This is a genomic window from Nitrospirota bacterium, from assembly GCA_016195565.1.
Taxonomy (GTDB): domain Bacteria; phylum Nitrospirota; class Thermodesulfovibrionia; order Thermodesulfovibrionales; family UBA1546; genus UBA1546.
Map to the genome: position 1 here is coordinate 176913 of JACPZK010000031.1, position 18010 is coordinate 194922.

At 41.3% G+C, this 18010-nt stretch carries 22 protein-coding genes; 13 read left to right on the plus strand and 9 right to left on the minus strand.

The genetic code is table 11. The features are described 5' to 3' along the window. The first annotated feature begins 1 nt into the window (after nt 1). Entirely contained in the window at nt 2-1384 is a 1383-nt protein-coding gene (locus HY035_10940) for an MBL fold metallo-hydrolase (GenBank protein MBI3378895.1), read from the plus strand. 114 nt (nt 1385-1498) lie between these two features. Here the strand turns inward: HY035_10940 and HY035_10945 are convergent, their stop codons facing one another. From HY035_10945 to coaD, 3 genes are read right to left on the minus strand one after another with little or no spacing between them, the layout of a single operon-like run. Continuing rightward, nucleotides 1499-2083 carry a response regulator gene (locus HY035_10945; protein ID MBI3378896.1) on the minus strand — a complete coding sequence of 195 codons (585 nt, stop codon included), beginning with the start codon at nt 2081-2083 and terminating at the stop codon, nt 1499-1501. Nucleotides 2084-2126: 43 nt separating this feature from the next. Further along, nucleotides 2127-2447 carry a methionine--tRNA ligase subunit beta gene (gene metG, locus HY035_10950; protein ID MBI3378897.1) on the minus strand — a complete coding sequence of 107 codons (321 nt, stop codon included), beginning with the start codon at nt 2445-2447 and terminating at the stop codon, nt 2127-2129. After that, nucleotides 2444-2926 carry a pantetheine-phosphate adenylyltransferase gene (coaD, locus tag HY035_10955; GenBank protein ID MBI3378898.1) on the minus strand — a complete coding sequence of 161 codons (483 nt, stop codon included), beginning with the start codon at nt 2924-2926 and terminating at the stop codon, nt 2444-2446. The genes metG and coaD overlap by 4 nt, the downstream gene beginning before the upstream one ends. Nucleotides 2927-2969: 43 nt before the next feature. Between coaD and HY035_10960 the strand changes: the two genes are divergently transcribed. Together HY035_10960 and HY035_10965 are read left to right on the plus strand one after the other, a co-directional pair. Further along, on the plus strand, nt 2970-3194 hold the full coding sequence (locus tag HY035_10960; GenBank protein ID MBI3378899.1) for a hypothetical protein: 225 nt from the start codon (nt 2970-2972) through the stop codon (nt 3192-3194). Further along, a complete protein-coding gene (locus tag HY035_10965) occupies nt 3178-3447 on the plus strand; it encodes a type II toxin-antitoxin system mRNA interferase toxin, RelE/StbE family (GenBank protein ID MBI3378900.1) in 270 nt (89 codons plus the stop codon). Before HY035_10960 ends, HY035_10965 begins: the two co-directional genes overlap by 17 nt. Before the next feature lie 78 nt (nt 3448-3525). On the opposite strand, the gene rsmD is transcribed toward HY035_10965, so the two are convergent. The 4 genes from rsmD to HY035_10985 form a co-directional block, all read right to left on the minus strand. Beyond that, nucleotides 3526-4101 (minus strand): 16S rRNA (guanine(966)-N(2))-methyltransferase RsmD, encoded by a 576-nt coding sequence (gene rsmD / locus HY035_10970; GenBank protein MBI3378901.1) that lies wholly within the window; start codon nt 4099-4101, stop codon nt 3526-3528. A 22-nt stretch (nt 4102-4123) separates the two neighbouring features. Then, complete coding sequence (locus HY035_10975; GenBank protein MBI3378902.1) at nt 4124-4777, minus strand: phosphoribosylglycinamide formyltransferase; 654 nt, start codon at nt 4775-4777, stop codon at nt 4124-4126. A gap of 33 nt (nt 4778-4810) precedes the next feature. Beyond that, nucleotides 4811-5773 carry a peptidylprolyl isomerase gene (locus HY035_10980; protein MBI3378903.1) on the minus strand — a complete coding sequence of 321 codons (963 nt, stop codon included), beginning with the start codon at nt 5771-5773 and terminating at the stop codon, nt 4811-4813. Between the two features lie 80 nt (nt 5774-5853). Next, on the minus strand, nt 5854-6288 hold the full coding sequence (locus tag HY035_10985; GenBank protein ID MBI3378904.1) for a hypothetical protein: 435 nt from the start codon (nt 6286-6288) through the stop codon (nt 5854-5856). Between the two features lie 436 nt (nt 6289-6724). Between HY035_10985 and HY035_10990 the strand changes: the two genes are divergently transcribed. Further along, a complete protein-coding gene (locus HY035_10990; protein ID MBI3378905.1) occupies nt 6725-7321 on the plus strand; it encodes a winged helix-turn-helix transcriptional regulator in 597 nt (198 codons plus the stop codon). 243 nt (nt 7322-7564) lie between these two features. On the opposite strand, the gene HY035_10995 is transcribed toward HY035_10990, so the two are convergent. Both HY035_10995 and HY035_11000 read right to left on the minus strand, forming a co-directional pair. Next, nucleotides 7565-8449, minus strand: a complete 885-nt coding sequence (locus HY035_10995; GenBank protein MBI3378906.1) for a UDP-3-O-acyl-N-acetylglucosamine deacetylase — start codon at nt 8447-8449, stop codon at nt 7565-7567. 122 nt (nt 8450-8571) lie between these two features. Beyond that, the gene (locus HY035_11000; GenBank protein ID MBI3378907.1) at nt 8572-9966 is read right to left on the minus strand and encodes a TldD/PmbA family protein; all 1395 of its coding nucleotides are present in this window, start codon (nt 9964-9966) and stop codon (nt 8572-8574) included. 510 nt (nt 9967-10476) lie between these two features. Between HY035_11000 and HY035_11005 the strand changes: the two genes are divergently transcribed. From HY035_11005 to HY035_11045, 9 genes are all read left to right on the plus strand, one after another. Continuing rightward, nucleotides 10477-13062 (plus strand): hypothetical protein, encoded by a 2586-nt coding sequence (locus HY035_11005; protein MBI3378908.1) that lies wholly within the window; start codon nt 10477-10479, stop codon nt 13060-13062. Nucleotides 13063-13201: 139 nt separating this feature from the next. After that, nucleotides 13202-13765, plus strand: a complete 564-nt coding sequence (locus HY035_11010; GenBank protein MBI3378909.1) for a transposase — start codon at nt 13202-13204, stop codon at nt 13763-13765. A 108-nt stretch (nt 13766-13873) separates the two neighbouring features. Beyond that, on the plus strand, nt 13874-14062 hold the full coding sequence (locus tag HY035_11015) for a hypothetical protein (protein ID MBI3378910.1): 189 nt from the start codon (nt 13874-13876) through the stop codon (nt 14060-14062). Nucleotides 14063-14081: 19 nt separating this feature from the next. Beyond that, nucleotides 14082-14465 (plus strand): putative toxin-antitoxin system toxin component, PIN family, encoded by a 384-nt coding sequence (locus HY035_11020; GenBank protein ID MBI3378911.1) that lies wholly within the window; start codon nt 14082-14084, stop codon nt 14463-14465. A gap of 149 nt (nt 14466-14614) precedes the next feature. Further along, on the plus strand, nt 14615-14812 hold the full coding sequence (locus HY035_11025; protein ID MBI3378912.1) for a hypothetical protein: 198 nt from the start codon (nt 14615-14617) through the stop codon (nt 14810-14812). A gap of 287 nt (nt 14813-15099) precedes the next feature. Further along, a complete protein-coding gene (locus tag HY035_11030) occupies nt 15100-15372 on the plus strand; it encodes an AbrB/MazE/SpoVT family DNA-binding domain-containing protein (GenBank protein MBI3378913.1) in 273 nt (90 codons plus the stop codon). Beyond that, complete coding sequence (locus tag HY035_11035; GenBank protein ID MBI3378914.1) at nt 15357-15620, plus strand: hypothetical protein; 264 nt, start codon at nt 15357-15359, stop codon at nt 15618-15620. The genes HY035_11030 and HY035_11035 overlap by 16 nt, the downstream gene beginning before the upstream one ends. Nucleotides 15621-15715: 95 nt before the next feature. Then, nucleotides 15716-16495, plus strand: coding sequence for an S-methyl-5'-thioadenosine phosphorylase (gene mtnP, locus HY035_11040; protein ID MBI3378915.1), 780 nt, complete (start codon nt 15716-15718; stop codon nt 16493-16495). 118 nt (nt 16496-16613) lie between these two features. Then, nucleotides 16614-17981 (plus strand): sigma-54-dependent Fis family transcriptional regulator, encoded by a 1368-nt coding sequence (locus tag HY035_11045; protein ID MBI3378916.1) that lies wholly within the window; start codon nt 16614-16616, stop codon nt 17979-17981. Nucleotides 17982-18010 lie beyond the last annotated feature (29 nt).

An 18010-nucleotide genomic window follows, 5' to 3' on the forward strand; every position in this document is an offset into this window, starting at 1 on the left:
GGTGAAAATACAATTCCTTGGCGGCGTTAGAACCGTTACAGGCTCATGCTTTTATATCCGGACATCGGAAATCAAGATGCTTGTTGACTGCGGCATGTTTCAGGGGGAAGACTCCTATGACATTAACAGAGCGCCTTTTTTGTTTAATCCTTCGAAAATAGACTATCTGTTTCTTACGCACGCCCATATTGACCACAGCGGGCTTATCCCAAAGCTTGTCAAAGACGGTTTCAGTGGGAAGATAGTTACAACATCTGCGACTGCAGACCTTGCAGAACTGATGCTTTATGATTCAGCGCATATTCAAGAAACTGATTCTGAATGGCATACGAGAAGGGCGTTAAGGGCAGGTAAAGAACCGGTGCTTCCGCTTTATACCGTTAATGACGTTAAGGCATCCATTCCTTTTTTCAAAAAAGTTTCTTATGGAAAGATTGAGCATACAGGAAAGGGCATTAAGTACAGATTCCTTGATGCAGGACACATTCTCGGTTCAGGCAGTCTGGAGATATGGTTTCAGGACGGGCATAAAGAGAAAAAAATAATATTCTCAGGAGACATCGGAAGAAAAGGAAACCCGATAATAAAGGACCCGTCGCTTGCAACAGAGGCTGAATATGTTGTCATGGAATCAACTTACGGCAACAGGCTCCACAAAGGCATGCCGGAGACTATAGACGAACTTGTGGAAGTTATAAAAGTGACATTCAAAAAAGGCGGAAATGTTATTATCCCTGCCTTTGCAATTGGAAGGACGCAGGATCTCCTGTATGTGCTTAACAGGCTTGTGCGCGAAGGAAGGCTCTATAAAATCAATGTTTATATTGACAGCCCTTTGGCTGAGCAAGCGACAAAGACATATCTTGCGCACCCTGAGTGTTTTGATGAGGAGGCAAAAAGGATTCTCAGCGCCGGCTCGGTGGGAGACAGCATCAGGCTCAGGTTTACCAATTCTGTTGATGAATCCATTGCGCTGAATAAGATTAAATCCCATGCGATAATTATTGCTGGAAGCGGTATGTGCGAAGGCGGAAGAATAGGACATCATCTGAAACATAACCTCTGGAGGCCTGAATGCAGTATTATATTTTCAGGATTTCAGGCAAGAGGCACGCTCGGCAGGAGGATTGTTGACGGAGCAAGAGTTGTGCGTATCTTTGGGGAAGAGATAGCAATGAAGGCAGGGATATATACACTCGGCGGATTCTCTGCTCATGCTGACCAGAAGGAACTCCTTGAATGGCTCGCATCATTCAAAGATAGTCCGCAGGTCTTTGTGGTTCATGGAGAAGAGGAAACATCGCTTGCATTTTCAGGGATGATAAAAGAAAAGTACGGATTTGTTACTCATGTCCCTTCAAAGGGAGAGGAGTATGAAATATAGCTGGCTCGGTGCTATCCGCCTATGGCGCTAACGCGCTATGCGCGTTCAGGCTTGATTTTTTGCAGGGGGAAAAATAGACGCTGCCTGCTTTTCAGCAGTAGCCGCTTTTTTCAATCAGAAAATATCGGGGCTATTTTTTGCATACATCTCTATAAGATATCCTACAAGCTGTTCCACCCTTTCAGCGAGCCTGTCAGGATGAGGGTCAGAACCTTTATTCATATAACTTGCAGGAGACAGCAACTCTATCTGAGCCTTGAGCGAATCGTCTGCTTTCGCAGCAGAAAAGAACACTATAGGGGTGGCCGTCACTCCATGCTGGGTTTCAATTGCACGGATTGTTCTCGCTGCTGTAATGCCGTCCATGATTGGCATATTGAGGTCGATTATTACTATATCTATTAATGCCTTATCAGAGAGCAGTTTTGAGTATGCAGTTACGAGTTCAAAGCCATTGACAAAAGACATTATTTCTTTTGAAATTTTTTTTGATTTGAGTACAGAGATGATTATATCCTTCACATACTTTGAGTCCTCTGCAATAAGCGCATACCCTTTATTTATTTTGGGGGTCTCCCAAAGTTTCTGCACGTCCAGAGTGAATCCGCAGTATACACAGGTCAGTTCTTTTCTCTCGTACCTTTCTATGTAGTTGTAAGGCACCATTTCATTGCAGCATAGACAATACTTGGCATCCATATAAAATTATATTACCTGGGCAGGATATCTTTCAAGCCTTAATTTACTTTACCCTTGCTCCTGCTTTTATCTCTTTCTCCGGAGTAATTACAGAGAGGTTCCCCTCGTCATCAGATGCCGCAAGGAGCATTCCATGAGACTCTACTCCCATGAGCTTTGCAGGCTGCATGTTTGTAACTACCACAATGCTTTTGCCTATGAGTTCTTCAGGCGTGTATGCCTTGCCTATGCCTGCTACTATCTGCCTTTCTTCTCCAGTGTCAACCTTCATAACAATCAGCTTGTTTGATTTCTCTACCCTTTGCGCCTCAAGCACTTTTCCAGTCTTCAGTTCAACTTTTGCAAAATCCTCAATCGTTATCATCTTTTGAATTTTCTCCTTAATGCATTTTCCACTGCTTCAGGGACAAGCCCTTTTACCGAGCCGCCGAATGATGCGACTTCTTTTACAATTGTGGATGTCAGGAACGAGTATTCTTCTGAAGGCATCATAAAAACAGTTTCTATTCCAACTGCCAGCCTCCTGTTCATAAGCGCCATCTGAAGTTCATATTCAAAATCAGACACAGCCCGCAGTCCTCTTATGACCGCAATGCCTTTTTTTGATTCTACATACTCAACCAGCAAGCCGCTGAATGCCTCAACTTTAACATTTTTTAAGCCCCTGACAGCATCCTTTATCAGTCTCAACCGTTCGCTGATAGTAAATAGGGGCTGTTTTTTCTGTGCTGTTGCAATGGCGATGATGACCTCATCAAATATCCTCATCCCTCTTTTTACGAGGTCTATGTGGCCGTTTGTTATAGGGTCAAAGGTTCCCGGATAAATCGCTGTTCGTTTCATTTTCCTATCCTGCCTTTCTCCTAACTTGTGCTATAATGTATCTATGAACACTACAATTAACGAAATAGAACATATAAAGGATATCCTTTCCCAGCTTCCTGAATCTGCTGCTCGCGAGGTCAGAGACTTTGCTGCCTATCTTGCCGATAGAGAGCGCAGGCGCAAAGAACTGGTTGAGCAGGTGCTGAAGGCCGAAAAAGAACCGCCTATCCGCTTTGAATCTGTAGAGGATGCTGTAAAGGCTGTTTTTAATGAAACGAAGGCTTGAGTATTCGCCAACATATCTAAAAAAGGCCAAAAAGATTGCAAAGAAGAATCCGCAGCTCAAAGGGCCATATACAGAACTACTTAATAAACTCGCCGACAATCCCCTTGACCCTGCACTGCATACGCATGCTCTTACAGGAGAACTCAAGGGCAAATATGCGTGTTCATTAACATATGAATTAAGGGTTGTATTTAAGCTATATGATGACATTGTTCATCTCCTCGATATCGGCTCTCATGATGAAGTTTATTAATCCTTATGAATTTTAATGGGGACACATTCCATATTTTTTTATCCCTTTATTTTGGATACAGCCTTCCGTCCCGTTTTTTTACCGAACCTTTCTGAACAATGTTAGCATAGTGTCGCCGTATTTGTAATCTTTCTTTTTAGCAAGCCTTCCTATCTCATCAGGAAGCTTTTTTTTTGACGTGTGTTCCGCAATAATAATGCCCTCTTCATTAAGCATCTCCCCGTTGGACAGCATTGGAAGTATGTGTTCAAGCTCTCCTGAATGATAAGGAGGGTCAAGGAATACGATGTCGAATTTTAAGCCTTCTTTCACTGCCTTGGCTATGAAGGCGGATGCCTCTCCTCTTATGATATCAGCCTTTGAGGAGTATCCGCAGTCTTTCAGCGTATTCTCTATCTGTTCTGCTCTTTTCCTGTCAGCCTCTATAAAGAAAACAGCGCTTGCGCCTCTGCTGAGAGCTTCTGTCCCTACCGCTCCTGTGCCTGCGTAGAGGTCAATGAATTTAGAATCCACGATTAAGCTGCCTATGATATTGAAAACAGACTCTCTTACCTTGGATGACGTTGGTCTTAATGTATCCTGTTTTGCAGCAGTTTTCTGCGCTTTTTTGAAGTTTATTTTTTTTCCTTTTAAATGACCTGCGGAGATTCTCATGATTAGAGCTATTAGCTGTCAGCTATTCTGACCTGTTTGGAGGGTTAACGATATTTGATGAGATCACAGGATGGTCTTTTATCGCAACCTTTCTGCCCTTAATCTCGAGCCTTCCCTCGGAAAAGAGCCGTACTGCTTCGGGATATATCCTGTGCTCAAGGCTCAGTATGCGTTCGGAAAGAGTATCTTCCGTGTCATCAGGCATTACAGGGACCGCTGCCTGGATAATTACCGGCCCTGTATCCATGCCCCCATCAACAAAATGAACTGTGCATCCTGAAATCTTTACGCCGTAGTCAAGAGCCTGTTTCTGGCCGTGAAGTCCGGGAAACGCAGGAAGCAGTGCAGGATGGATATTCATTATCCTGTTGGGAAATGCGTCTATCAGAGGTTTTCTTACAATCTTCATAAATCCTGCGAGTATAACGAGGTCAACGCCGCATGTCTTGAGTTCGTCCGCAATCTTTTTGAAAAAGTCGTCCTTTGTTGCAAACTCTTTCGGGTTTATAAAGATATATTTTATGTTATGTCTCTTAGCCCGTTCTATTGCAAAGGCGGATGGATTATCTGTTATCAATATCTCTATTGAGGCTTTGAGATTTTTATTTTCTATCGCATCTATTATTGCCTGAAAATTAGAGCCGCGGCCCGATGCAAGAACACCTATTTTCAGCATAATCAAGCGCCCTCCGTTTTTACATTTGCTGAACTAAAGTCTTATTTCAATATAGGCGGTTTCTCTTAGTTCTCTGAGCCAGTATTTGTATTTTTCTGAAAAACGCTGTTCAATCAGCTTATTTTTGGCGGATTCTTTTATTGCGGCTGCACTCTGTTTTTCTATCTTTTCTTCGAGCTTAATGATATGCAATCCCATGTCAGTCCAGAATGGCTGACTGATATCGCCTGTTTTCATCCGGGATAAAACATCTGTGAATTCTTTCGCCATCCGGCCCTTTTTAATAAATCCGAGGTCTCCTCCGGCCTTGCCTGACGGGTCTTCGGAATATTTCATGGCAAGTGAAGCGAAATCTTCTCCGGCTTTTATCTGCTGATAGACAGTTCCTGCCTTTTCTTCCATTGTTTTCCTGTCACTATCACCGGGGCTTTTGGGCTTCCTGAAAAAGATCTGCCGTATCCTGTAAGCGTCATCAGTTATCAGGGTATCCTTGCTCTTTTCTATATATTTCGCTATCTCAGCATCAGAAACTACTATTTTATTTCTTACCTCCTGCGAAACGACCCTGCTCAATATAATCTGCTCTGAGAGTTTTTTCTTGTATTCATCTAAGGTGAATCCTTCTTTTTTCAGCGAAGCTGTCAATGTTTGCTCGTCCATGGAATATTTTTTCTTTATGTCGGTTATAGCCTCGGCTATCTCCTCTGCCGCTGCATCTATCCCGCGCTGCTTTGCAGCCTGAATCTGCAATTTCATGTCTATAAGGACTTCAAGGAAGGGCCCCTCATTTTCCTTGAATATCTTTCTCTTTTCCTCTTCTTTTATGTCTTTAATTTTATCGCTTGCTTCAAATTCCATTGCCTTATATAAATCACTCCATGTGATGACTTCCTGATTCACGACTGCAATCACCTTGTCGAGAAGTATAGCTGCGCTTGAAACACCGCATGACGCTACAATTATTAATACGCAAATGAATGCCTTAAGCCGTATCATTGGTTCCTCCTGAAATGTGAAAACTGATGTGTAAGTATACCCTATGGCCGATAAATAATTCTATAGTTGATACGATGGATTCAGGGGATTGCCGTAATATCCTTAACAGATGAATATACAACAAAAACTTTTATATTGTTGCTGTCTTCATCCACCGGCACAAGGAAGAAGCCTTCTTTCCCTTTGTCGGGTTTTGACAGGAAAAAGCCTTTATTCCAGGGCACGTTGCCCTGAAGATAACCTACCATGTATTCGTCGTCTTTGAATTTAACGAATATTTTTTTGCCTTCACTCCGCCTGATTCCGTATATTTTTTTTTCTTTGTGTTTGCTATTGCCCTCGAATGTCTTCACAAAGAATATTGCTTTAAGTTTCAGGACAGGGATGGTTTGGGTCTTTTTCCCGTCTAGTTTTTTGAATGAAATCTCAGGAGACTCCTGAGAAAATTCTTTCAAATACCCCTTAAGCAGTTTGCCGTCAGTGAATCTCAGGACTACTTTATCATCAACTGGCATGGTTAAATTTTATGAGTTGCTTATATTTATGTCAAGTGCAGATAGGGTCCAAATCCAGATATAGAATAGAAAGATTGTCATTGCGAGTCCCGAGCGGCTCGGGACGATGCAATCTCATTCTCACTTGTGTCTATTTCCCTAAATGCCACAATATGCAGTATATGCTCTAAAAATGAACGATTGTTCTATAACTTGCAGTGGATTGCCATGTAATCAGATTGCTCTGTATACATTAATCTTATGTTTTGTTTATAAATAGGATTGCACTGAGTTACTTTGAATATAGGTTTGTATAAATAGAGCAGTTAATCGTTGACTTAAGAGAGATGTATCGAATCAGAATTATATTCTTATAATTATAAAAAATATCCTTTTGTATAAAAAGTTAATTTTTTTGTTGACAAATGTGTTTTGTTCTGATATAAATTAATACAAGATGGTTAAGCAACAGTCAGTAACAGGGAAGCAGCACACAGGCGAGACCTCGTTGAAGATGTTGTTTTCCTCAGCAATAAGGGCTGACGTGCTGGCCCTTCTGCTTAATAACCCTGATGAAAAGTTCTATGTCAGGGAAATAGCCAACCTTATAAGAAAGAACCCTTCCGGAGTTAAAAGAGAGTTGGATAATCTCGAGAAGATGGGGATTTTGTTCAGCCATAAAGTTGCCAATCTTAAATATTTTCAGGCAAATAAGATGTCTCCGCTATTTTCAGAGCTTAAGAACCTCATTGATAAATCCCTTGGCCTGCCGGGCGCGCTTAAGACAATAGTGAGGCTGGCCGGCGCAAAGGCAGCTTTTCTATACGGCCCTTATGCAGATGGTGAGGATGTCGGCAGCGTTGACCTTTTTATAATAGGAGCATCTTCCAATAATATAGGCGCAGGGTTAAAAGAACTTGAAGAAAAGTTTAGCAAGAAGATTAACTATACCGCAATTGACGAGTCTGAGTATAAAAACAGGAAAGAAAAGGGTGATGTTGATCTGGAAAAACTGCTATCAGGCAAAAGGATTACCTTGATAGGCAGGATGTAAATTTAAGCTTTCCCCTGTGGGGGACAGAGAGGGGGTGAACTATAATGGCAGCTAAGAAGAAAGCAGCAAAGAAGAAAAAGAAATAGGTTAATGTTTCAGAGTATTTTGGGCTGGGGAGTGCAATCTCCAGCCCTCTTTTTTATTTTTTAAACTTAGAAAACAAACGATGTACCTATATAAGATACTGATTCCAGATAAAAAATCAAGTAGTTTTTTATAAGTCCTTGAAATATCAGCGTTTTTTTATGAATATGCCAATGCCTGTGCCTGTACAAATTCGGTATCAGACACGATTTCCCAGCAGTCTACAGCAGAAAGCAGGCTCTTTACGAATTTTATATTCGTGGAATGCCCTGTCCTGTTCGCTACGAGATGCCCGTATATAGGAAAGCCTATAAGGGAGAGATCACCAATAAAATCAAGTATCTTATGCCTTACGAATTCATCTTTGAATCTCAGGCCTGATTTGTTCAGCACGCCATTGTCTCCAAGGATGACAGCATTGTCAAGAGACCCGCCTTTTGCAAGTCCGTTTGCCCTAAGATACTCAACATCCTTCACAAATCCGAAGGTCCTTGCCGGAGCAACTTCTCTTGCAAATGTTTCTTCGTTCAGGTCAATGCTTAATTTTTGCTCGCCTAAGAGGTGGTGGTTGAATTGTATCCTGCATGTCAGTTTTCTGCCGTCGTAAGGGAAAGCGGCAATTTCCGAATGGCCGTCATCAAAAAATACAGGTTTTGTAATGCGCAGGTATGGCCTTTTCTTGCCTTGTTTTGCAATTCCGCCTCTCAGAATTATATCAATCAGTTCGGTAGAGCTTCCATCAAGTATCGGTATCTCAGAGCCGTCAAGTTCAATGATAAGGTTATCTATCCCTAATCCTGATGCCGCAGCGAGGATATGTTCAACAGTTTTTATCCTGGTGCCGTTATAGCCCAGACTTGTTGCAAAAGCAGTATCAACTACAGCGCCCACGTCAGCCCTGATCATGAGATTCTTGTCATTCCGGTAGAAAACAATTCCAGTGTCTCTTGGTGATGGCTTTAGTTTGACAGTGACGTGTGAGCCTGTATGAAGCCCAATGCCTGCAAAACTTACTTCCCGCTTTATAGTTCTTTGTAAGCGCATGTCATTTATAAATGCAAATAAGATGCCAGAAAAAATATCTTTGAAGTCAAGGGGTTATGTGATATATATGTTGTTTATATTCATCAGATGTGTGGTTATCAACACATGTGCGGTTATGATTTTTATGCCTCGCCGCCAACTACTATTTCAGGGATCCTTATTGTCGGCATTGCATCGGATACCGGTGCTCCCTGATTGTCTTTGCCGCAGGTCCCTATTGAAAAGCCGAGATCAGAAGCAACCATGTCAATAGATTTCAGGATTTCAGGCCCGCTCCCTGTAAGCGTTGCGCCTCTTACAGGTTCTCCGATAACTCCATTTTTAATTATATAGCCTTCCTGAACATCAAAAACAAAGTCGCCGTTCACCGTGTTAACCTGGCCTCCGCCCATCTTTTTGACAAAGATGCCTTCCGTAACTGATTTCAGGACATCTTCAGGCCTGGATTCACCGGGAGCGATAAAAGTGTTTGTCATCCGCGGAATCGGCCTGTTGCGGTATGACTCTCTGCGTCCGTTTCCGGTTGAGCTTGTCTTGTCCTGCATAGCTGTAAACCTGTCGTACATATACCCGATAAGCTCCCCGTTTTTTACAAGCACTGTTCTTTGCGCCGGCGTGCCTTCGTCGTCAAAGCGGAAGGAGCCTCTTTTATTTGGAAGCGTCGCATCGTCAATAACAGTCACTAAAGGAGATGCGACTATCTCGCCGATTTTTTGGGAATATACCGAGAGTCCCTGCTGTGCAAGGTCAGCCTCAAGCCCATGCCCTATTGCTTCGTGTATCATGGTGCCGCCAGCCTCGGATGATATAACGACAGGCATCCTTCCGCCCGGTGCCCTTCTGGCATTAAGCATCATGAGCGAACGCTCTACAGCTTTTAACGCTATATCTTCCGGTGTTACACTCTCAAAAAGCTCAAAGCCGATAGAGCCTCCTGCCTGTTCATATCCTGTCTGAATTATGCCGTTGTCAGATACCACTATGTGGACCACCATAAGCGTATGAATACGCTTGTCTTCTGCCGTAAAACCGTCAGATGCCGCTATCTGGACTTTCTGCGCAAAGTCGCGGTACCCGACTAATACCTGTCTTACCCTTTTATCAAAATCCCTTGCAGTCTTGTTTGCAGTCCTCACAAGTTCTATTTTTCTGCCTACAGGTATTTTTTCAGGAAGAAGTTTTATAGCGTAATCAACATTAGGTTTCTGTTTTCTAAGGTCCAGCGTAAAGTCTTTGTCCTCTGACTTCCCGCTTGCAAGATGTAATGCCTTTAAACTGCCGGCCAGCTCTAACAATGCCTTTTCGGATATGTCGTTGCTGAAGGCATAATAAGTTTTTCCGTCCGCTATCAGCCTTATCCCAACTCCTGAATCGACGCCTGTGAATATCTTTTCTATCTTATTGTCTTCAAGCTGTATTGATGTAGGCTTTCTGTGTTCAACGAACACGTCCGCGTATTCCCCGCCTGAAGAGAGAGTCTTTTTGAGAATCTTTAGAAGAAGCTCATTATCCAGCATTAATATCCTCGATTTTTGTCATTGCGCGGCAATCTCACCCGAATTGTCATTGCGAGCCCAACGGGCGCGGCAATTTCATTTATTATAGCATTAAGAAAAAAGTTTAAGAGACTGCCATTATGATGCGCCCTTTCATCCTACTCTATTGCCCGTTGATACCCTGACACTTTGACGCTTTGATACTCCGAAACTTTATTGCTTCCCCGCTTGCTTGCTTCCGCGCTTCCTGCTGCTATGGCGCTGAAAAAATACGGCGGTTTAGTATAAAATGTGTTTTAATAACACATGGCTAAATCCTCTAAAAAAACACAGTCGGCGTTGTTTAAAGACCTTTGGCTAACCTCAGGCATCTTTTCAAGCCATTATCTTTTAGAACGCCTGCCGCAAGCGGCTTATAAATTATTTATATAGATTGACGGATGAAGAGATTGAGATTGTGGAGGGCAGAAAATGATTGATTTACATGAGATGGGAAAGAACTGGCTTGAGAGAGCAAGGAGCGTGTGAATAATGGAAAAATTAAAGGGCTATATCTATAAGAATATAGTCCGCATCATTGGCACGTTATTAGTGTCAATATTTTTCGTGTTCTTGATTATTCCTGCCTTAATGAGTCTGGAATTTGTAAAAACCTTTTCCAATACTACTGCAAAGGAGCCGTTTATAGCTATTACCGCCTTTGTGTTATTTTGCGCTATATTTTCATGGGGATGGGCACGAAGTCTATGGGAGAAATATAAAAACACCTGGGGATTAGAAACGCCGCAAATTGTTTATCCTGATTACATATCTTTGTTTATCTTTTTTTCCATTTTATTGATCGCATTATTTCAAACCGAGTCAGTCCCAAGTCTTTCAGTAGGATTCAAAGTTTTCGCAAGTATTAATCTTATGGTTCTTCTGGGATGGTTTTTATCGAGTTATTTCATCAGGAAAAACAAGGTAAAAAACGATGATGCGAAAGATTTTGATATCCACTCGTTGTCTGATGAGCCTATATCATCAGACAAGCAAGATTTATTAGGGCGAGAGAAATTCACAGAGGATTTATACAAAGAAATCACAAATCTTCCTTTTAGCGATTCTTTTGTATTTGGTCTTTACGGGAGTTGGGGTGAGGGCAAATCTTCGGTTATTAACTTGCTTAGAAATAAAGTTGAAAAGAATATAGATTTTTTAATTGTAAATTATGACCCTTGGTATTTCAAAGATGAGGAAGCTATTTTAAGTTCCTTCTATAACCAGATTGAATATGCTCTAAGTGAGAGATATATTTTTTCGGGCATTAAAAGAACTTTTATAAAATATCAAAAACTTATCTCTTTGGGACTGTCTCAAGCGGGGTTTAAAATTGACCTTCTGTTTTCCGATGAATCTTTAGAAAAAGTTAAACAGAGAGTTGAATCATATATATCAAGAACCGGTAAAAAAATTATTATTTTTATCGACGATGTTGACAGACTTCAACCGGAAGAAGCATTGCTCATTTTTAAACTCGTCCGGCTCAATGCAAAATTCCTGAACACAATATTTCTGTTAAGCTTCGACCCTGTTGTGGTTCAAAATTATCTCAAAGATGATTTGAATGCCAACCCTGCATTTTTGGAAAAAATTGTTCAAAAGCCTGTCCCTTTGCCGGTAATTGAACAAAAAGATGTGGATAGGTTTTTAGATGTTCATATTGATAATCTTTTTAAGGAAATGAAGATCCCCAAAAATACAATAGAAAAATTCGAGAAAGAGTTTCCTTACACATATCAGACGCAAATCAGAAAGCTATTTAAGACTCTTCGTCATGCTAAAAGATATTTGAACGGTTTGCGTTCAACACTCCCTCCAATCAAGGCAGAAGTCCACTTGTACGACTTCTTTATTCTGGAAGTCATAAGAGTCTTCTATCCACGAGTCTATAATGACATTTGGAGGAACCCGTGGTTCTATATCCCTTTGAAGTGGAGCGATATAACTTATTTTTTATCCCCATTTAATTTTTCCGATGAAAATGAAAAGCATTCAAAGATTAAGGAGCATATTGAAGATATAATTAAGAGCGAAAACGAAGCAGAAACCCTAAAGGAGTTATTGAAGACTATATTTTTCGTTGAAGTAAAGAATGCCTTAGACACCAGTAAAATGGGGCATGACAATGTTGCAGGCAGTTACAGGGCTGAAAAACGGATTACCCATCCTGAGTCTTTTAGGAAATATTTTATGTTAAAAGTTTCTCCTTTAGATATATCTGATGGATTTGTAGAAACAACTTTGGATTTATGGTTCTCAACAGCCAGAGATGAAAAAGAAGGTGCTATCGAAAAAACACTTTTTGGGCTTCAAGAAAAAGATATGCTCTTGGAATTCTTTAAAAGGCTTATCGTATTTATGAACAAGATACCCGAAGATTTAATTCATGACATAGTAAGAGCAATTTATAAGAATGCCGGTCGGTTTTCTAAGAAAGGCACTGAAGATTCATGGAATTCTGAATATGATAAAGCGCAAAGCCTCTTATTATGGTTAATTAATGATAGGACAGAAAAAAATAAAATTCATGCCATGTTAGAGGAAGCGGTAACTAACACGCCAAATCTTCCTTTTGCTGTTCATTTGGTTCTATCTTGTCGGAAAGAACGAGGAGGCTCGATCTTCAGTGTTTATGATTCTATAGATATTGAAAAACTACAGAGTAAAGTGTCACAACGATTGAAAGAACATTTTATCGATGGGGGAAAGGATATTTTTAATGAGCTGCCGGAAGAGAGAGACTGGGGTTTTGTTCTCTACCAATGGGCATCAAACTGGATGACATTTACAGATGACAATAAAGAAATCGTAAACAACTATATTTTCGCGCTTATCAGGGATGACGCTAAGAAATTTCTCGTGTTTCTTATGCATCTGAGAGAAAGTCCGATTATTTCAGATGGTCAGATGACTTTTAATTTAGATAAATTGGGTCGGGCATATAATCTCGATGAAATTCAAAGAATAGCTGATAAATTCAAGAACGAAAGTTCTTTGACAGATGAAGAAAGAAAATCAATAGAAATGTTTTTGAAATTATATAATGAGAAAGCCAATGCAAATAAAACGCCATGATCACCAAAGAAAATCATAGACAACAGCGATATGAAGCCAGTGAAAAAAAGTTCGAAAAGGCAAGGAGCATGTGAATGAGCTTGATTTACGCCCTCTACGGCCTCACACCGGAGGAGATTGAGGTTGTGGAAGGGAGAGGATGAAATATACCCCTGAAATACATCACCGCCGTTCTATACGATTGAAGGATTATGATTATTCACAGGCAGGCGCGTATTTTGTGACGATATGCACAAAAGACAAAGAATGTTTGTTGGGGGCTGTGGCCGGCGGTAAAATGCATTTAAACGATTATGGGAAAATAGCAATGAAATGTTGGGATGATTTGCCGAATCATTATTCACATATTGAATCGGATGAATTCGTCATTATGCCCAATCATATGCATGGGGTTATCGTGATTAATAATGTAGGGGCGGGTTTAAAACCCGCCCAAATAATATCCGAAAAAATGGACACAAGCAGGGCAGGTTTTAAACCTGCCCCTACGCCAAAACAACACGGTTTGTCAGAAATTATAAGGGCATTCAAAACATTTTCATCACGACGTATTAATGAAATGCGAAATACCTCCGGCATTCCCGTCTGGCAGCGAAATTATTACGAACACATTATCCGCAGTGAAATAGAATTGAATAAAATAAGAGAATACATTATCAACAATTCTTTAAATTGGAAAGCTGACGAAAATTACAAAGACTAATAAAATCCTTATCTGCGTGCAGAGGGCGGGGAATTGGGTTGGAAGATTAGAAAAAGCATAGACTGTGATATTATAGAATATAGAAACAAAAGTGAGGGGGTGGTTTAAATGGGCACTGCTACAGCAAAAAAAATAAATCCTGAAGATTTTATCCTCTCTGCGCTTTCTCCTGAGGACAGGCTTAACGCTGCTTTCAAAGTTGCAGGCGAGGCATTTAAAAAGACCACATTGACAATGAAAGACATTGATAAAGCAGCTAAAACCGTGAGGAGAAGAATCTACGGAAAAAAGAAGTAAGATAGTTATTGATACAGGCGTGCTTGTTTCTGCCTTTGCCTTTGGCGGTGTGCCTGAGAAATCTGTCAGAAAGGCATTTAAAGAGGCAGACATATATGTATCCCCAGCCCTTCTTGAAGAGTATCGTGATACCCCGTTGGAACTTGAAACCGAGGGGAAGATAAGCCATATCCAGTTAAAGGCATTAATTTCCGGAATAGCCTCTTTTGTTGCAAACACAAGAATTGTCTATCCATCTGTAAAATTATCACTCTGTAGAGATACCGACGATAATATGCTTCTTGAATGTTGCCATACAGCAAAGGCAAAGATTCTCATCACTGGAGATAAAGACCTTCTGGATATAAAGAATTTGCCTTTTGACCTTAAGATACTGACGCCACAAAAATATTTAGAAGAATAATACTTTCATGTGTTTTTCAAAAAAAGGAGCCTGTACATCATCCCTCATTCACAGGGCGGGAGATTGAGATTGTCTACGACTCATAGAGTGGAGGGGAAAAGATGAATAAGGTCTTTCTGTGGTAAAATAACATTAAAAGGAGGCAAGTTATGAACGCATTAAAATATCATTCTGTAGTGCAAGAAAACGGCACAATTAAATTGCCTTCCGTCCCTCTGCCGAAAGGTTCAAGGATTCAAGTGATAATTTTGCCGGAAGAAGAATCTCTTGAAATGATGCGGGCAGCGGAAAGCAGTCTTAAATTCTGGGATAACCCTGTAGATGATGCAATCTGGAATAATGCTTAAACAGCGCGATATTATTCTCATCCCCATACCTTTTACAGATTTAACTTCGCAGAAAAAGCGCCCTGCCATTATAATCTCCAAAATAAAAGACTCTTTTCTTAAGCTCATTGCATAACAAAAAGGTGAACAGGCATATTATCTGAAGTGCAGAGGGCGACGTTTTGCATGTCTGCCCAAAAAAATACTGTGCAGAAAGGGTATCTGATTTGTAAAATATTCCCTTGACTCCATCTTATTAATCTTAGTATCATAAGTTCAACAGTTAAACTTTCTAACAGGAGGACAGGATGTCATTGGTCAAGCTAAAAAATAAATATCAGATAGTCATACCAGAAGATGTCAGGAGGAAGCTCAAGGTCGAGATAGGCGATACTCTCGAAATTGAGGAAAAAGACGGCGTTTTGGTTATAAAACCAGTTTTAGTAATTGACAAGTCTCAGGCATATTTCTGGACAGATGAATGGCAGAAAGGAGAGAGGGAGGCATCTGAGGCGAAGAAGAAGGGGAAGTTCAGGGATTTCAAAAAGACTGACGAGGCTGTGAAGTGGCTAAGAAGCTGAGAATCCTCAGCGCTTTCAAAAAAGACTATAAAAAACTTCCTGCTGTAATAAGGGATAAGGTTGACAAGCAGTTAGAATTGTTATTGGAGAACCCGGCACATCCATCTTTAAATCTGCATCAAATCAGAGGCACAAACGGAATATGGGAAGGGTACATTGATTATCATTATAGATTTACCTTTGAGGTAGAAGATGATTTTTATGTCCTCCGCAAAGTCGGCACCCACGATATAATCAAAAAGCCTTAATTCTCTCGAATCCTATATGCCGTTTACTTATCGATAGATATTGTCCTTATATGTTAAAATTTCATTAGCATTTCAAAGCTGTCTCCGGAGAAGATATGATAGGCGTTATAGGCGGAAGCGGGGTTTATGAGATTGATGGAGTTGTCATCAAGGAGGAGAAAAGAATCTCAACTCCTTTTGGTGCTCCTTCCGATTCTTACAGGATTGGCGGGATATCAGGAATAGAGGTTGCATTTCTTCCAAGGCACGGCTCTCCTCATCACATTGCTCCGCATAAGATTAACTATAGGGCGAATATCTGGGGGTTCAGAGAACTCGGAGCAGAAAGGATTATTTCCGTGAATGCGGTCGGGGGAATAAATCCCAAGCTTAAGCCGGGCTCGATTGTCATTCTTAATCAGATTATTGACATGACAGAGGGCAGGGCATCAACATTTTATGATGAAGAAGAAATCGTGCATGTGGACTTTACCGAGCCGTATTGCCCTGAGCTGCGGACAGCATTACTCACGGCAGGTAAAAAGGCAGGGGTTGCGCTTAAGGAGGATGCCGCATATATATGTGTAAACGGCCCGAGGCTCGAGACTGCCGCGGAAATAAAGGCGTTTTCTTTGTTTGGCGCTGATGTGGTTGGAATGACAGGCATGCCGGAGGCGTCTCTGGCAAGAGAGCTTGCGATATGTTTTTCCGGAATAGGTGTTATCACAAATTTTGCTGCCGGCATTTCAGGCAACAGGCTTACCACAACCGAGGTCGTAAGGACCATGGCAGAATCCGCAGAAGTGGTGAAGGCTCTTTTAGAAAGGACCTTTGTCAACATCCCTCATACAAGAAACTGCATGTGTAAGGACGCCCTTGCGAATGCAAAGATGTGATAAAATATTATTAATTTGTCATTCCGAGCGAAGCGAGGAATCTCGTCTTGAGATTGCTTCGGGACATTGTCCCTCGCAATGACAGCGTAGAGAACTGTTAGGAGCAATAGCTTTTCACATGGATACCATTCTTATAGTTGAAGACAGAGAATCGATGTCAGATATGCTTAAGGAGACCCTCAGGACTGAGGGCTACAGGACTATTACGGCAAAAGACGGGCCGGAAGGCATAAAAAAAATAAAAGAAAACAGGATTGACCTGGTCCTTACTGATTTAAAACTTCCCAGAAAAAACGGCATAGATGTATTAATAGCCGCAAAGGAAGATAATCCTTTGATGCCGGTAATTGTAATGACTGCTTTTGGCTCTGTTGAGACTGCTGTGCTTGCAATTAAAGAAGGCGCATTTGATTTCATTACAAAGCCTTTTGATACCGACCATCTTCTTGTGCTTATGAAGAGAGCGCTTGAGACTCAGAGGCTGATGACAGAGAATATGCTTATGAAAGAGGAGTTTTCATCACAGCTCGGACTGCCGAGGATAATAGGCAAAAGCGAAAAAATATCAGAAGTGGCCCAGCAGATACAGAAGGTTGCGCCGAGCAAGACAACTGTCCTGATTCTCGGTGAAAGCGGGACAGGCAAGGAATTGTTCGCAAGGGCGATTCATTACCTTAGCCCGAGAAAGGAATATCCGTTTATCCCTATAAACTGTTCTGCCATACCGAGGGAACTATTGGAGTCAGAACTTTTCGGGCATGAAAGGGGAGCATTTACAGGCGCTGATTTCAAAAAAATCGGCAAATTTGAACTGGCTGATAAAGGCACTGTATTTCTTGATGAGATAGGCGAGATGGATACCGCGCTTCAGGCTAAGCTGCTAAGGGTTCTTCAGGAAGGGGAGATAGAAAGGCTCGGAGGCCTGAAAACGATAAAGATAGATGTAAGGGTTATCGCTGCAAGCAACCGGGATATTGAAAAGGCTGTTTCAGAAAAGGCCTTCAGGGAAGACCTTTTCTACAGGTTAAGCGTATTCCCTGTCAGGATTCCTCTGCTCAGGGAAAGGGCCGAAGATATTCCTATGCTGGCAGAGTTTTTTCTTAACAAATACTGCGCCGAACTCAAGACGCCTTTGAAGACTATCTCTGCCGAAGCCCTTGAAATGATGGTTGAGTATCCGTGGAAGGGGAATGTCAGAGAGCTTGAAAATACAATAGAGCGGGCCATAATATTATGCGACGGTAAAGTGATAATGCCTGAACATATATCATTGAGGCCTTTATCCTTTGAATCGTACATGAAGAATCTTCCGATGGACGGAGCGCTTGAAGACGCGGCAAGAGAGGCCTTAAGGATTGCTGAGACTCAGAGAATAATAAAGGCGCTGAAAGAGACAAAGGGAAATAAAAGCAGGGCGGCAGAAATCCTGCAGGTGAGTTACAAAACGCTTTTGACAAAGATTAAAGAATATCATATAGATGAATAGAATTTTTTAAAAACAGATTTATTTGTACA